20 protein-coding genes and 1 pseudogene are annotated in these 14,687 nt (G+C 60.2%); 17 read left to right on the forward strand and 4 right to left on the reverse strand.

Translation table 11 applies throughout. From position 1 onward, the window contains the following. Positions 1–17 precede the first annotated feature (17 nt). The 15 genes from U0025_RS04275 to U0025_RS04345 all read left to right on the forward strand — a co-directional run bounded on the left by U0025_RS04275 (position 18) and on the right by U0025_RS04345 (position 9,393). The gene (locus U0025_RS04275) at positions 18–668 is read left to right on the forward strand and encodes a hypothetical protein (protein ID WP_004211492.1); all 651 of its coding nucleotides are present in this window, start codon (positions 18–20) and stop codon (positions 666–668) included. A 12-nt stretch (positions 669–680) separates the two neighbouring features. Beyond that, positions 681–1,142, forward strand: a complete 462-nt coding sequence (locus U0025_RS04280; RefSeq protein ID WP_004211493.1) for a hypothetical protein — start codon at positions 681–683, stop codon at positions 1,140–1,142. 30 nt (positions 1,143–1,172) lie between these two features. Next, positions 1,173–1,511, forward strand: coding sequence for a hypothetical protein (locus U0025_RS04285; protein ID WP_004211494.1), 339 nt, complete (start codon positions 1,173–1,175; stop codon positions 1,509–1,511). A 122-nt stretch (positions 1,512–1,633) separates the two neighbouring features. Then, complete coding sequence (locus U0025_RS04290; RefSeq protein ID WP_004211495.1) at positions 1,634–2,113, forward strand: hypothetical protein; 480 nt, start codon at positions 1,634–1,636, stop codon at positions 2,111–2,113. Positions 2,114–2,264: 151 nt separating this feature from the next. Further along, positions 2,265–3,752, forward strand: a complete 1,488-nt coding sequence (locus U0025_RS04295) for a DUF3560 domain-containing protein (protein WP_004211496.1) — start codon at positions 2,265–2,267, stop codon at positions 3,750–3,752. After that, positions 3,749–4,399, forward strand: a complete 651-nt coding sequence (locus U0025_RS04300) for a hypothetical protein (protein WP_004211497.1) — start codon at positions 3,749–3,751, stop codon at positions 4,397–4,399. Before U0025_RS04295 ends, U0025_RS04300 begins: the two co-directional genes overlap by 4 nt. Beyond that, positions 4,387–4,593, forward strand: coding sequence for a hypothetical protein (locus U0025_RS04305; RefSeq protein WP_004211498.1), 207 nt, complete (start codon positions 4,387–4,389; stop codon positions 4,591–4,593). The genes U0025_RS04300 and U0025_RS04305 overlap by 13 nt, the downstream gene beginning before the upstream one ends. Before the next feature lie 70 nt (positions 4,594–4,663). Further along, positions 4,664–6,364, forward strand: a complete 1,701-nt coding sequence (locus U0025_RS04310; RefSeq protein WP_004211499.1) for a hypothetical protein — start codon at positions 4,664–4,666, stop codon at positions 6,362–6,364. A gap of 18 nt (positions 6,365–6,382) precedes the next feature. Then, positions 6,383–6,859: a hypothetical protein gene (locus U0025_RS04315; RefSeq protein ID WP_257010995.1), complete on the forward strand. Its 477-nt coding sequence runs from the start codon at positions 6,383–6,385 to the stop codon at positions 6,857–6,859. After that, entirely contained in the window at positions 6,856–7,053 is a 198-nt protein-coding gene (locus U0025_RS04320) for a hypothetical protein (RefSeq protein WP_004211502.1), read from the forward strand. The genes U0025_RS04315 and U0025_RS04320 overlap by 4 nt, the downstream gene beginning before the upstream one ends. 73 nt (positions 7,054–7,126) lie before the next feature. Further along, positions 7,127–7,315 (forward strand): hypothetical protein, encoded by a 189-nt coding sequence (locus U0025_RS04325; RefSeq protein WP_004211503.1) that lies wholly within the window; start codon positions 7,127–7,129, stop codon positions 7,313–7,315. Between the two features lie 115 nt (positions 7,316–7,430). Beyond that, the gene (locus U0025_RS04330) at positions 7,431–7,928 is read left to right on the forward strand and encodes a hypothetical protein (protein ID WP_004211504.1); all 498 of its coding nucleotides are present in this window, start codon (positions 7,431–7,433) and stop codon (positions 7,926–7,928) included. Further along, positions 7,925–8,254: a hypothetical protein gene (locus tag U0025_RS04335; protein WP_257010996.1), complete on the forward strand. Its 330-nt coding sequence runs from the start codon at positions 7,925–7,927 to the stop codon at positions 8,252–8,254. The genes U0025_RS04330 and U0025_RS04335 overlap by 4 nt, the downstream gene beginning before the upstream one ends. Further along, the gene (locus U0025_RS04340) at positions 8,251–8,763 is read left to right on the forward strand and encodes an adenine nucleotide alpha hydrolase family protein (RefSeq protein ID WP_218916889.1); all 513 of its coding nucleotides are present in this window, start codon (positions 8,251–8,253) and stop codon (positions 8,761–8,763) included. The genes U0025_RS04335 and U0025_RS04340 overlap by 4 nt, the downstream gene beginning before the upstream one ends. 99 nt (positions 8,764–8,862) lie before the next feature. Then, entirely contained in the window at positions 8,863–9,393 is a 531-nt protein-coding gene (locus U0025_RS04345) for a hypothetical protein (RefSeq protein ID WP_157225213.1), read from the forward strand. 322 nt (positions 9,394–9,715) lie between these two features. On the opposite strand, the gene U0025_RS04350 is transcribed toward U0025_RS04345, so the two are convergent. The 4 genes and pseudogenes from U0025_RS04350 to tnpA all read right to left on the reverse strand — a co-directional run bounded on the left by U0025_RS04350 (position 9,716) and on the right by tnpA (position 13,324). Beyond that, complete coding sequence (locus U0025_RS04350) at positions 9,716–10,759, reverse strand: IS110-like element ISShsp1 family transposase (RefSeq protein WP_026150064.1); 1,044 nt, start codon at positions 10,757–10,759, stop codon at positions 9,716–9,718. A 58-nt stretch (positions 10,760–10,817) separates the two neighbouring features. Beyond that, positions 10,818–12,386 (reverse strand): annotated as a pseudogene (gene tnpC, locus U0025_RS04355) (IS66 family transposase); the annotation flags it as partial. Positions 12,387–12,515: 129 nt separating this feature from the next. Then, positions 12,516–12,869 (reverse strand): IS66 family insertion sequence element accessory protein TnpB, encoded by a 354-nt coding sequence (gene tnpB / locus U0025_RS04360; protein WP_004211511.1) that lies wholly within the window; start codon positions 12,867–12,869, stop codon positions 12,516–12,518. After that, complete coding sequence (gene tnpA, locus U0025_RS04365; protein ID WP_004211512.1) at positions 12,866–13,324, reverse strand: IS66-like element accessory protein TnpA; 459 nt, start codon at positions 13,322–13,324, stop codon at positions 12,866–12,868. The genes tnpB and tnpA overlap by 4 nt, the downstream gene beginning before the upstream one ends. A 112-nt stretch (positions 13,325–13,436) precedes the next feature. Here tnpA and U0025_RS04370 point away from each other — a divergent pair, with 112 nt between their 5' ends. Both U0025_RS04370 and U0025_RS04375 read left to right on the forward strand, forming a co-directional pair. Continuing rightward, entirely contained in the window at positions 13,437–13,952 is a 516-nt protein-coding gene (locus U0025_RS04370; RefSeq protein ID WP_218916890.1) for a hypothetical protein, read from the forward strand. 139 nt (positions 13,953–14,091) lie between these two features. Continuing rightward, a complete protein-coding gene (locus tag U0025_RS04375; protein WP_004211513.1) occupies positions 14,092–14,607 on the forward strand; it encodes a hypothetical protein in 516 nt (171 codons plus the stop codon). Positions 14,608–14,687: the final 80 nt, after the last annotated feature.

Raw genomic sequence — 14,687 nt, forward strand, 5'->3', positions numbered from 1 at the left:
CCTCAGGAGAAATCCCCATGTCCTACGACATAGCCTTTCGACACCAGCAGGCTCTGGATCCCTCGGCACTGACCACGCTGCCCAACTCCCTCTACGCGCTCAACGCCGCCATTGAGGACTGCCGAAATGCGGGATGTGCTCATGAGAGCGATCCCGCGGTAATTCTGCTCGCGCGCCATCTTGGTGCCATCGCCAGCCAGATCGATCGTCCCAACATCGAACTGCGTCGTTCCTGCATGGATGCTATCGCCGATCTTCGGCGCAAGCCTGCCCTGATCGCGTTGGCCCACAAAGGTGTCGCCTATGACGAGCGCGCCAAGAAGCTATTCCATTCGGACGGTAGGAAGGCGTTGCGGGCGCTTGCCGACGCACTGGGCCTCGCCGAGGATAGCTACTCCCTAACGTCGCAACGCGGGGGTGTCGCCGTCTCGGGCGAGGTCACGCTTCACGGTGAAAATATCTACGTCCAGCTCAGTCTCGGTTGCATGGGCGCAGGCCGCGAGGTGATGTTCCGCAAGGTCAGCGGCCGCAAAGACTATGTCGGCGATCGCAACCACTGGGCTTCAGTTCACGATCTGGTCCTTCAACCGGCGCGATTTGCCACGCGCATCCGCCGCGAACTGCATCTTCCCCAATCGGATGCCGCCACAAGCCGACTGGTTGCCTGAGGGAGACCCGCCATGGAAATCATTGTCACCCGTTCCCGCATCGCGGGGACGCTGCCCCACTATGAATATCGCGCTCTCGTTTCCGCCGACGCCATCGACGAGGTGCGGCGCAAGCGGGTCTGCGTCATCAAGGCGCCTGCCGTTGCCGGTCGTGTTCCCTGCCTTCGCATCGCTCCGGTTATCGCGCCGGATCGCTATTTTGAACTGAACTCCGCAGCGCGCGACGCTTTGGGACTTCGGCTCGGCGCGCTCGCCAGGCGCATCGAGACACTGATCGTGCGGATCATCTTCCCGGAAATGACCGCCGACTTTCTCCGCCCGGTCTTCACGCTCGATCATGATCCGGGTGATGCCTGTACCATGACGGATATTGACGATCTGACCGGAGCATATGATCGCCTCGGACCGATCTTCGATATCCTGACCGCCTTCGATCTTGGTCTCCGCCAGGATTGCGAGCGGCGCGCGGCATGACATCGTCCAGGACCTGAAAGGAATTCCTCCATGCCTGAGACTTCCGCTCCCGCCCTGGCGCTCGAAACCGCGGCCTGCCTCTGGGAAGCCGTGCTGGACCTGCGGGACAATCCGGTCGGCAATCCCGACACTATGGAGCTTGCACTACATATTCGCGCCTCCTTTGAGGCGGCCGGCACCGCCACCATGCGAATGATCGTTATTGGGTGGACCGATGCTGTCGACGCGGCCTGGACCAAGATTGCCGACGATTATCTCATGAGTTTCGATTGGGATTTCGTGCCTGGCTGGATTGTCCGCCACATCGACTGGTCCGAACCCGGCCATCCGGCCATCAAGCCGGATAGGGCCATCCCCGCCAATCTATAGGCGAGGTCCGTTTCCCTGATCCAGATTGCCATCCGGGGAGGCGGCGCAACCGACACAGCCTGTCAGACAAACACCTAACCGCTCCGCCCACACTGCGGAGCGGGCGAAGGAGAATTGCGCATATGAGCGTTATCGGACACAATCACATTCGCAAGGTCGAGAACTTTGATGCCTATGAGGTTCTCGCCCATCCGCTTCCTTCCCGAGACGATCGCGTATTTCGGCGCCATGAACCGGAAGGCTCGAACGTGTCGATCACCTATGCATCGCACGATGTCAGGATAGCACGACCAACGGGTATCGGCAGCAAGGGCCGAATGGCCATTTTGATGCATCACGGACGCGGTCGCTTCGCGATCGAGTTTTACGAGAGTGCGTTACCAATTGCTGCGGCGCTTCTCAGCCTTCCGGAGCGCGAGCAGTACGCTCTGGCTTATGCGATTTTTGAACAGGCCGACGAATGCGCCGATGGCGCTCGCGCAGCCGAAGCGAGGCGCTGGGCCGACGCATTTGCGGACGGCCGCATTCGCAAACGTCGCAGTGGCGGGAAGCGCTATGTCCATATCGAAACCCCTGCCGAGAAGGCGATACGACTTTCCTGATCGCCATTGAGGACCTGGAGCCTCGTTTGGGCCCGTTTTCGTCGTCCGGCGCGCCCTGAACCCACCGACCCATTTCAGGCACCGATCCCGCCTCGGTGTCGCGCATCACCTGTCCCCTGCGCACAGGGCAGGGGCATCGAAAGGATGTTCCATGACCAGCTTCACCGCAACCTACAGCCCCGAGGATAACAAGATCCGCATCTACGCATCGTCACGCCTCGACCCCGAAACCTATGCGCGGGTCAAGGAAGCCGGCTTCAAATGGGCGCCGCGGCAGGAGCTTTTCGTTGCTCCCAAGTGGACCCCGGCGCGTGAGGACCTGGCCGTCGAACTGGCCGGTGAAATCGAAGCGGAAGAGATGACACTTGCCGAGCGTGCAGCCGTCAAGGCCGAAAGACTCGATGAGCTGGCACACAAGCGGCACCGTCAAGCCAACGCCTTCGCACGCCGCGCCGACGAACTTTCACAGGCATTCTATGGGGGGCAACCTATTCTTGTCGGCCATCAGAGTGAGCGTCAGGCGCGCAAGACGCAGGAACGGATGCATTCAGCCTCGACCGCCGCCGTCAAAGCCGAAAAGGCCGCAAACTACTGGCTCGGTCGCGCCAGCGATGTGGAGCATTTCGCCAACATGAAAGGCGATCCGCGGGTCCGCGCCAACCGGATCAAAACCCTGTTGGTGGAACTGCGCGATCTGCAGCGCGGAATCAACGCGGCATATGCGGCGCTGGCGATCTGGGAAAAGCTCAAGACCGATGAGCAGATACGTCACGCGCTCGGCAACATGAATGCCCGCGAAACATGGTCGAACTATGATCTCTACCACAAGGTCCAGGAAGGGGAGATCGCGCCGGCAGACGCCAGGCAAATGTGCATAAATGGTGCATCCCGCGCGGCTTACGGTCCCACGCGCCGACGCTGGATCGAGCATGTTTTGAACCGACTGGCCTTCGAGCGCTCCATGCTGGGCGATGTGCCCCGTTATGACGGGGATCTCACGCCAGTCATCATCCAGGCCTTCACCCGCGAACATGGGGCCGAGAGCCCGAAATGCACCGCAACCGATCCAGGATATTTCCAGCTCGAGAGCCCGGTCCCGCTTCCGGCGCATATCGCATCGGAAACCATGCTCGTGCTGAACGACGACGGGTGGCGCGATCTCATGCAGGCGGTCGGCTACATCGTGCCTGGGAAAAAGGCGCGCCGTGTCTCGGCCAAGCCGGAAGGGATGCCGTTGGTCAACCCATCGCGGGAGCAGGCCGAGCGTCTCCAGACGATCTGGAATCTGCGCATGGCTGCCTCCTGCAGGGGCAAGGGGCACACCGCCAAGTCCGCTGAGGTGTATTCGACGACGCAGGCCACCTATTCCGCCAATTCAAAGGGAGATTATGCCCCTTTCAAGACAGTGGAAATCGCGGCGGATGGCAGCCGCATACGCATGGAGTGGCAGAAACATGTGCGTGTGCGGTCCGGCGAACCGGTCGCCCGCATCCGGGTCTCAACGATCGGCGGTGAATTCTACAAGCCCGATGCGGTGGTTGTCCTCAGCGACAAGCCTGGCAAACCCCTGCCGATCGACCTCGATACCCTCGAAGCGGAAGCGCGCCGGGTAGCGATTGAAGAGGAGGTCGCAGCATGAAGCGCAGCGTTTACACGCGCCCCGACAAGCCGCTGCGTATCGCCGTGAAGGCTCGGAGCGATTTTGCGAAGGTTGAAATCGCGTCCACGCCCGAGATCATCGCCATCGATAAATTCACGGAATGTCATGTGACGCCGCCAGAGGTCGCGGCACGCATGGTGCGCTATCTCGGCGAGGTCGGCGACTATCTCACCCTGGAGCCGAGCGCCGGGACGGGCAGCCTCTCCCGTGCCCTGATCGAAAGCGGGCACAGCCCGTGCGAGCTCGTGCAGGTCGAGCGCCATACCAAGCTTCTGGCGCCGCTCTACCAATTTGGAACCGTGATCAATCGCTGTTTCCTCGAATATTCGGCGGAGGTTCGAGGGAAGGTGGAATTCGCGCGCGTCATCATGAATCCGCCCTTCAGTCAGGTTCGCAGACATATAGCCGCAGCCCTCGACCTGATGGGACCGCATGGGCATTTGGAGGCCCCGACGCTTGTTGCGCTGGTGCCTGTCACCTTCGAGACCGTCGACATGGAAACGCTTGAACATCTCACCGACGATACCTTCGCGACGGCGAGAGTGCGGACCAAGATCATTCGCATTCGGACAGGGGCAACCCTGCATCGCGATAAGACCGGGAGCATCGACAAATGGACACACTGATTTCGTTCTCGATCCAGCTCAAGATCGGATCGTTCGCCGATGAGCCTCCGACACCGACGCAGACCGATCTCGACTATATCGCTCGCTCGATCCGTGATGCGGTCGAACATTATCGCGCCAATGAAGGGCTGACCGATGAGGACTCGTCCATATGGGTGCAGAACGTCACGAGCGTGATCGCAGAGACGGGCTGAACCGATGTGCATAAGGGAAGGGGGAGGAGAGGGGTGCGACATAGGTGTCGCGGCAATCCCAGAGGCTCAAATGACATTTCCCAGCACCATTCACACTATGGTCGGTCAGTCCCTTCTCACGAAAATCGGAAGATTTTTCAATGGAAGTGTTCAGGATGTTCTGACTGAAACCATCCAGAATAGCAGGCGTGCCGGCGCGACCCGAATCGATATTTCCAGAGGTGGGGCGAGCGACACTCCTATACTATATATTCGTGACGATGGGCGCGGAATTTCCGATCCAACCAAATTTCTGACGCTCGGTGATTCCGGATGGAGCGAGAGCATCGCCCGGTCCGAAGACCCAGCCGGGATGGGCGTATTCAGCCTCGCTGGTCGCAACGTCACCGTGCGTTCCTATGCCGCAGAACTCTCGGCGGCCTGGCAGGTCACGATCACGCCCGATGCGTGGGAAAGCGGCAAACTGCTCGATCTTGTTCCTTCCTCGATCGCCAAGGGCACCGAAATCGAGATCGATCTGCCCGCAAGCTGGGCCAGCGCTCTCGAACAGGCAGTGAAAAATGCCGCACGCTTTTGCCCTGTTCCCATCTATTTCTGCGGGAACCGGATGCCCCATGAAGACTTCCTTCGCGATGCGGTTCGGGTCGAGGAATGGAACGGCTGCCGCATCGGCATCTTCGACGCCAAACATGATCTGCCACGCGAACTGGTTCGAATGAACTTTCATGGTTTGACAGTGCCGTGCCGGTTGCCGCATGTTCAAGATGCGGATGGTGGTCTTGGCTGGTGTGCCAAGGTCGATATCGTTGACGCACCTACGCTTCAACTCGTGCTGCCGGCTCGCAAGGAGGTCGTGCAAAATGCTGCGTTCAATGCGCTGCATGATGCCTGCGAGGAGGCAATCTACCGCACTGTCGCCCGCGAGGGCCACCACCGGCTCTCTCATGCCCATTGGCTGCGAGCGAAGGCCCTGGGCGTATCCCTGCCCGAAGCAGCACCCTGGCTTTCGCGATGGGTGCCACGCACCGCAGAAACGGACAATGCTCTTCTGGGTGACCGGGTGGCGGGTGGGCGAATGATCCTTATGCCGACGGACGAGCCCTATATCGAGCAGTGTGTCGGCCGCGGCATTGCTTCAAAGCCGTTGCTCGGTGCAACGCCCGTCGATCCCGTCCCCGAGTTCGTGGGATACAGCTGGTATGACGCACTGCCGCGTGTGCTGGGTTGGTCCTTTCGGGTCCAACAGGGTAACGGTGATATCTTCGACTATGCTGCGGATGTGCAGCTACCGCAGGGCGTGACGTCCGGCCCGGTCGACGCGATCACCCTCGAGATCGCCGTGCAGGAAGCGGGCAGCTCCGACGAACCCGCGGAGGTTATCGCATTGCCCGCCGATCTCCTGATCGTTCCCGGCGATTGCTGGACCGATCTCGAAGAGGTCGCCATCCTGCTCACGCCCGACTGCACAATCGAGCCTGGGGACCTCGCATCCCTTCTCGAACGCGCCTGTTTTTACGCCAGTGACGATTGCGACACCGACAGTTACGAAACGCAGCAGGCTGCCTTCGAAATGCAGGCGCGCTTTACCGCCAATCTGCTGCTACTTGGCGAAGATACCGCGATCATCCAGCGTGTCCACGAGGCAATGCGTCAACATGTTTCCTGGTTGATCCCCAAGGACCGGGCGATCACCGTGCGCGCCGTCAACTATCAGGTCGAAGCCGCTTTTGCGGACAATGACGACGCACCCGCAGTAGTCGCTGCCGAATAATCCACGCTTCATCGAACCATGACCGGGCCGGCGTCCTGTACGCCGCGCCTGGTCGTGCCTGCCAAGGATGCACCTATGAATAACGATCAATTCGACACGCTGGTCGATGATGCGACCCATGCGGTCAACAACCTCATACCCGACAAATATCTGGAGCCTTTGGGCGACAGCGCACGCAGCGGCCTGCTCGTCTCGATCAACGATGCTCTGACCGGAATTCTGCGCGACATTATCGATGTTGATGAAGGCAATGGTACGCGGGCCTGCACGATCGCCGGAATGATTTCGGAACTGGTCGAAACCCATATTGGCAAAATTGACGAAGGTGGTGAGGCCGCTGACGATCGTCCGCCCCATGTGATCTCCGAGGTTCATGGCACCAGCGCGAATATCGACAGCATCGCCAGTTGTGACGTCGAGGGGGCAACACAAATCTATCTCGTGCTCGACGATGGCACGGCGTTTCGCATCACCGTGGAAGCCGTGACCCTATGATCGAAATGCATATGGCCCTCCGCGCCCTGCGCCGAATGGCGCTTGCTTCCACCCAGGGGGACCTGGACGCTGCCAGACTGGATGCAGCGGACGTTCTGGACCAGGCCGGTTGGGAGAAATCCGCACGCCACGTCATAGACTGCATCGGCGTTCCGGTTGCCCCCGCCAATGGCGAGGAAATCGCATCGGAATAGGGCACCGTTCCGATCCGTCTCCCCGGTCACATCATCCCGCCGCATCCCCACCATATCTTAGATGGAGGACATCATGACCTCATTGTCTGCCCTCAGAAACAAGCTTTGCCGGTTCGAGCATGCGTACGCCTGCGCAGTCCAGCTCCGAAAGGCGACCGGCCGCAACCAGTTCGTCGTTCGGACCGGCAATCCGCTCCAGCCGTTCCGCGTTTCCGAAACCATGCCGGCTGACGACGAACACCTGCTTGTCCGTGTGGCCTGACCTTCCAGCAACCAACCCGCCGGCGCCACTCGCCGAGCCGTAAGCGCGCACCTCACTTAGGCCGCCCGCTGAGCGTGGAGACACTCTGCGCATCTCACCAATAAGGAATCCTACCATGTCCAGAAAGACCGACAACGGGCAGACTCTGCCCGACCCGTTGCTGCGCGCGACGCATCGCTACGGCTTCTACAAATCCAGCGAAGACCTCCATGTGAACGTCGAGGTTCTCGAGGCCCATGATGAAACGTGCCTGACCCTGACGCTTGTAGCCGCTACCGAAGGCTGGGACTCTCTCGGTAAACAATATCTCTACGGGCTTGTGGCTCTTCGCCTGTCTGAAGACTGGACCATCCTGTCGTCGGGCGAACGCTATTATGTGCTCACCCCGCCGCAGCCGAAGGAGAACCCGCCCGACGTCAAGCCTGTCTGCTCTCGATGCGGAAGTGATCGCGTCGTGCGCGATGCCTGCGTCCGATGGAGCCAGATCACCCGCGGATGGGTGCTGATCGACGTACATGAATGCACATTCTGCGAGGCCTGCGAGGCGGAGGGTGATGACCTCCTCCATTGGGCGGCGAACGATGCGTCACAGCCGCCGGAAGCAGAGCAATGACCGGCCCCAATGGAACGCACGTGCCACCTTCGGAGGACGTGCGGCGGTCGCCGCCAGAGATAGAACTGCGCTGGCGCGACGAGAACTATGGTTCGGTCTACGCGGTTGCCGCCTTTCGCAACTATGCAGGCACCTTCGCGTGGAGCGAGCGTACGCACCAGCGTTTCCGGGGGTGCCTCAAACGAGCGGGCTTCGAATTCCATCATGGCCGCTGCTCTTACATCGCGAAATCGGGGGACCGGGCGGACCGCAAGCGAGCATTGTGCGACGAACTTGCCGCCGCTGGTTTCAAGATCATTCATGGCGATGTGCGGAACCAGACGTGATTGTCGCTCGCCCGCCCGCATGGGCCCATCGTCTGCGCTCCCTTGAAGGGCGTCTGCTCGCCGTCTGTTTCGGTGCCGGCGTGGATTCCACCGCAATGCTCATTGCGCTCTATCTGGCGGGTATCCGGCCCCAGATTATCACATTTGCCGATGTCGGCGGCGAAAAACCGGAAACCCTCGTTCACCTTGCACGAATGAACGCGGTTCTGGCATCATGGGGTTGGCCACCGATCGACATCTGCCGGAAAGTCACGCTCGCCTCGACAAGCTACGACGATCTTTATGGAAATTGTATTGCGAATGAGACCTTACCGTCTCTGGCTTTTGGCAAAAAGACATGTTCCCAAAAATATAAACAGACACCACAGGACCAATTCATCAAGGGTGCGCGCTCGGGGCCGAATGCCCGGTTACCGCACCCCGTGTGGGAAGAGGCCCAGCGTACAGGGCAACGGATCGTCAAACTGATCGGCTATGATTGTGGGCGCGCCGACATGAGACGATCGTAAGCGTCCGGTTTCCACGCGGAGAAAGCTCCAGCGGTGACAGAGCCTTTGAAGGCATCGAAGAAATACCATAGGGTAGCTCACCATCGCGAGTGCAGCCCAATGAAGATCGACAGCCTTTTAGTGAGTGTTCCCGAGCGACCGGTGCTTGGCCATGCTAGAGGTTCGATTAGCTTCCTGCCATCGAACCTCTCAATCTGGAGGTTGGAACACGAAAGCCGAATCTCGAACCAAGGCGCGCACTTGCAGCTTATTTTACCTGCGGCCATATTACTGGATTGCTTTGGCCGGCGTATGTCGGCGTTCAACTTCGAGGGTCCCTACCTCGGCGAGTTAACGGAGCGCCACGGCCTAGCCGATTATGAATACGGCGGATTTATGCAGCATGCGGTCACTGGCATCCAATTGCGCTCTAACGTTGATATTGATGAGGGGATTTTTCAGCTCGTACTGGCAGGAGCGTTATCCCCAATGCAGCAAAGCATCGATAATTGGGGAATCCCGAAACCGCTGACGGAATTTGCGGTGGAAGTCGCTTTTCCTATTGCAGAAGCCGGACTGGTTTTTCACGGTAAAGATAGTGAGATGCAAAGCGCCGTACAAAAGCGCCTCGATCGCTTGGTTACTGTATAATTCGTATTCTATGTTTGTTGCTCAAGCGAAACCCAATTCCATATGTGGACGGCTCCCTCTTGCAAGGGCTGAACGGAAAATTTGATCGGATCGCTTGCTTCCATATGTCCGGCCTTTCGGTGCGGTCGCACGTGACCGCTGGCCAAGATGGTTTCCGCGGTGTGTGTTCCCAACAAGGCAGCGGCCTGTGATGGCCATTGGAACTGACGGAGTGTCACACGCCTCGGATCGATCGATCGCACCATCTGCTCTCTTCATGCAAGATCACGGATCAGCTCAGTACGATAGCATTGATATTTTGCTCATCGTCCCTGGCTAATTCTTATGCTGCTACCGCAGTTAGCGCGGGCGGCGCGACGCACTGGTATCGCTCGCCGCTCACCATGAGTTTCCACGCGACACGTGCGGCTTTGTTAGCAACGGCAACCGCAACGAGCTTAGGCGATTTTCGTGCAATCAAGCCGATAAGCCACGGTGTTAGATTCCTGCCTCGCCCATTGCGGGCGTGCTGAACGACTGCGGTGGCTCCGACCACGAGCGTGCTTCTGAGAAGCTCATCACCAGCGCGAGTGATAACGCCGTGTCTTGTCTTGCCGGCGGTCGAGTGATCTTTGGGGGTCAGGCCCATCCATGCCGCAAAATCCCGACCGGATTTGAATAGATGCGGATCGGGCGTTTTCATCATGAGCAAGGTCGCGCCGATAGGCCCAACGCCGGGAATTTTGGCCAGTCGCTGACTACATTCGTCGTTGCGATGCCATTCCATCAGCTTCGCGTCGATCCGTTCGATCTCGCACTGGAGCTGCGCATATTCCTTTCCCTGCAGCGCAAAAAGTTCGCGCGCCAATTCGGGTATCGTTTCATCTTCCGCGATGCACTCGAGAAGCGGTACGACGCGACATGCACCCGTCGCCGCGGTGATGCCGAACTCCGCGCCATACCCTCGTATAGCGTTGACGAGCTGGGTGCGCTTCTGAATAAGCCTTTCGCGCACCCCGACCAACATGAGCGCGGCCTGTTGTTCTGCAGTCTTTACCGGAACGAAGCGCATTGTTGGGCGGCTCACCGCTTCGCAGAGAGCTTCGGCATCCGCAGCGTCGTTCTTGCCGCGCTTGACGTAGGGCTTCGCTAATTGCGGCGCGATCAACCTTACATCATGCCCGAGCGATCCGAGAAGACGAGCCCAATGATGTGAACTGCCGCATGCCTCGATAGCGACGAGGGTGGGTGGCAGCTTTTCGAAAAACCGAATCATCTCTCGGCGCGTCAACTTCTTGCGCAGCACTGGCTTCTCCGCTGCATCGACGCCATGCAGTTGAAAAACGTTCTTTGACGTATCCATGCCTATGCGGGTAATTTGCTCCACGGGCGGCTCCCTTGATTGAGTCTTGCAACGCACTCACTCTGGCACATTGCGATGCCGTTGGGAGCCGTCCACCCCAACAAGGCAGCAATTCTTCGATCCGGTTGATCGGATGCCCTTTACCGATGCGATCGAGCACGTCGGCTAGCCATCTCTGCGGATTGACGCCGTTAAGTTTGGCCGTTTCAAGCAATGAATACATGGCAGCAGCACGCTCCCCACCGCAGTCGGCACCTGCGAAAAGCCAATTTTTGCGGCCAAGGCAGATTCCCCGCAGGGCATTCTCCGCCGGATTGTTGTCGATCTCCAGCCTGCCGTCGTCGGTGTAGGTGAGCAGCTGCGGCTTAAGCTTCGCGGCAGAGCGCAAGGCCTCAGCCAGCGGCGACCGGGCCGATGCCTTGGACAACACATCGTCAGCCCAGGCAAAGAAATCCAGCGCCTTGAGCTTTGAGAGCTTGCGAGCCTTGCGACGGAAATCCGCGGGTTCGCGCCCGATCTGCCGCTCGACATCGTAAAGCTCGCCGATCATCTGCAGCCCTTGGAGCGCGACCGAGTTCGGGTCCGCCTTGTAGACATCGTTCAGCTTGCGCCGGGCATGGGCCCAACACGCAACAGGCGTAATTGGCGCGGGCTGGCGGTCACTCGCGTAGAGGCGCTCGAAACCGGCATAGGCATCGGCCTGCAGGAAGCCTGCAAAGGTCTTGAGATGCTCGCGTGGTCGCTCACCCTTACGATCGGGGCTGTAGCGGAACAGCGCAGCCGGCTTATCCAAGTGGCTCCATCGTCGGTTATCGCGAAGGTAAACCCATAGTCGCCCGGTTGCCGTCTTGCCGGTCCCCGGCGCCAGCACCGGGACGGGTGTGTCATCGGCGTGGAGCTTCACGCTTGCCATGACGTGATCGGCGATCCGATCGACCAGCGGTTGCAGCAACCAGCTTGCCTGCCCCAGCCAGTCCGCCATTGTCGAGCGACTGATCTCCACACCCTCGCGAGCGTAGATCTGCGACTGACGGTATAACGGCAGGTGATCGGCGAACTTGGAGACGATGACGTGGGCCAGCAAGCCAGGCCCCGCACGGCCCCGCGGCACGGGCAGCGCCGGGGCTGGTGCCTGGCTGATCGCATCGCAGCGGTTGCAGGACAGCTTGGGCCGGACATGACGGACGACGCGGAACCGGCCGGGGACATATTCCAGCACTTCGGTCACGTCCTCGCCGAGCTTGCCCATCGTGCCCCCACAGGCGGAGCAGCCGTCGGCATCCGGTGCTGCATGCATAACCTCATCGCGAGGAAGGTGGTCGGGCAGTGGTGCACGGCGAGGCTTGCGAGGGGCAGTCCTGGCCGGGGCTTCTTCGGGCACATGGCCGTCGACCACACACTCGGCATAGGCATGCTCGGCCTCGAGATCCTCCAGCGTCAACTCGAGCTGATCGGCTTGAAGAGCAAGGCGCTCCGACGACTGACCGAACTTCATGCGCCGGAGGCGGGCCAGTTGGACCTTGAACTTCTCGATCTGAAGCGCCGTCAGCAAAATCGAGTTCTGGGCGGTCTCAAGCTTCTCGCGGGTCGCGTCATGGGCCGTCCGTTCGGCCTCCAGCGCCTGCTCCGAAGCCGCCAGACGTGCGCGCATCGCCTCCGCAAAAGCGCGCAGTTCTGCGGGATCAACAGGGAGTTCGAGATCGTCGGGAGACACGCTTCCCGATAGCAGAATCCGGCCTTGCGCCCAAGCAGAAAGCCCGGAAATGCGGCGATTATCGCGTCAAATCTGCTCCGGCAGGCGGGGTGGATCGGGGGCTACTGTGCGCCGCCAATCCATCGCTTCGATCAGCAGCGCAAACTGCGCCGGGGTCAGCACGACACCGCCTTCGATGAGCGGCGGCCAGACGAAACGGCTCCGTTCCAAACGCTTGGCGAACAGGCAAAGCCCGGTGCCATCCCAGTGCAGCGCCTTCAGGTAATTGCCGCTCTTGCTGCGAAACAGGAAGACATGCCCGCCGTAGGGCTCGACTGCGAATAGCGGGCGGACCAGCGCCGCCAGCCCATCGAAACCGAGCCGCATGCTGACCGGCTTGCTCGCCAGATAGACCTTCGTTCCGGGCGCAAGCGAGATCACGAGACATCCCGGAATGCCCGCAGCACTCGGGCCAGCGCCTTCTCGTTGACGTAACTGTCCACCGACAGGCGAACGCCGCTGGGCAGGTCTATGTCTATCGCACCGGGGCGGGCGCCGGGATGAGGGCGGACCAGTTCCTCCGGCGCTGACGGCATCGGCGACGAAACAGGTCGCGGCGCCTTCTGGGGCTCGGGCATCGCCGGCACGGCCACAGGCTCCGTCGTTATGATTGCCCCGTAGGGAATGAACTCGAGCGCCTCACTGGCGATCGCCGCTGCCTGGCGGCGCGCCGATCGCCAATTATAGATCAAGCTCTCGGCAATCTCATGGCGCTCGGCAACCTGGCGGACCGATACGCCGTCTGCATCCGCCTCGGCGAGGATCGCTGCCTTCTCGACATCCGAAAACTTCCTGCGCCGTTCGGTGCGCGCGATGATCTCCACCCGATCCTTCACTTGGCCTCCTTCTGGAGTCCAGAAAGAGACTCCTTAGCAGAGAGGTCCATCAGCGCCGGGCCTCAATGCCGCAACACGCCGGAGGCCGTACGCTTACAGACGATCCCAGAAGTTGCTCAATGCGGATGCTGATTTTGATTTCTCCTATCCGCTGCAACTTCTTGGCTGGATACGCGAGGATTGCATTGATATCATCAAGCAGGTTCTAGGTTCTTCTTATGTTCCTATTAAATCTGCGTGTTTTTTCTGTCCTGCCTCGAAAATTTGGGAGCTATACTGGCTGGCCGCACATCACCCGGATCTTCTCGACCGAGCCCTCCTGCTTGAGCGCAATGCCCTCACGGGACGCCATAGCCGTTTTGACGAGATCGAATTCGGAGCCACCTGGGAAGAGCTTGTGAGCAATGCAGACCGCTTTCCAAGTTCGAACACGACGGTCGGCCTGGGGCGGAACTTTGCATGGAACCAATGGGCAAGGGTCAATGACGTCGTTGACGAAGCGTTTCGCGTTCGACGCAGCGAGGCCGCTCGATCACGCTTTCGTATCCGCGCCGCCCAGCTTCGCAAATCCGACAATGCGAATGATGCCCGGGCCATATCAGGCGTGCCCTTGGCGGCCGCAGCCTGAGTGTCGGTAACGGTCGGCTTCCGTTGGAACGGCGTCGGCGTATCGAGAAAGCGGACGCCTGCCTGCATGCCAACAGGCTTCTCTCGAAATGGAGGAAGGAGGGAAGGGGAGTGGTGGTTCACTTCGGAGTTCTCTTGTCATGCTCAAGGCCAACAACCCACCGCCCGATGCGCCGCGAACGTCTCCGGTCTTCGTCTCTGGCTCGCTTTCCATCCAACAGCTTCCCGATAGCGTAAAGCAGCGACTTCAAATCATCGTAGAGCGTGAACTCCCGGTTCTGATCGGCGATGCCCATGGTGCGGACGCGGCCATCCAGCGGTGCATTTTCGACTATGGCGCGCGCGATGTGACGGTCTTTTGCGGGGGAACGAAGCCCCGGCACAATATCGGGGGATGGCCGGTGAAGCGAGTGCGAGCCGATGCTCCTACGTGGACGCGCGCGTTCCACAGCGCCAAGGACAAGGAGATGGCCAGCCTTGCCGGGGCAGGCTTCGTTATCTGGGATGGAACCAGCCAGGGCAGTCGCGCCAACATCCGGCGGCTGTGCGAACGCCGGCGCTATGTTGTCGTCTATCTCCACGCCCAAGGACGCTTCATCACTCTGGCGACCGATACCGAGCGGACAGACTTCCTGAAATCCCGCCTCGCCAGCTGACGTTTCGCCTACCAGCTGAATTGGCTGAAGCCCCCAACGGAGCCTCGCGCTGTGCGGCCCTGCCGCACGGGCGTCTGCGC

The organism is Sphingobium yanoikuyae, from assembly GCF_034424525.1.
Classification (GTDB): domain Bacteria; phylum Pseudomonadota; class Alphaproteobacteria; order Sphingomonadales; family Sphingomonadaceae; genus Sphingobium; species Sphingobium yanoikuyae.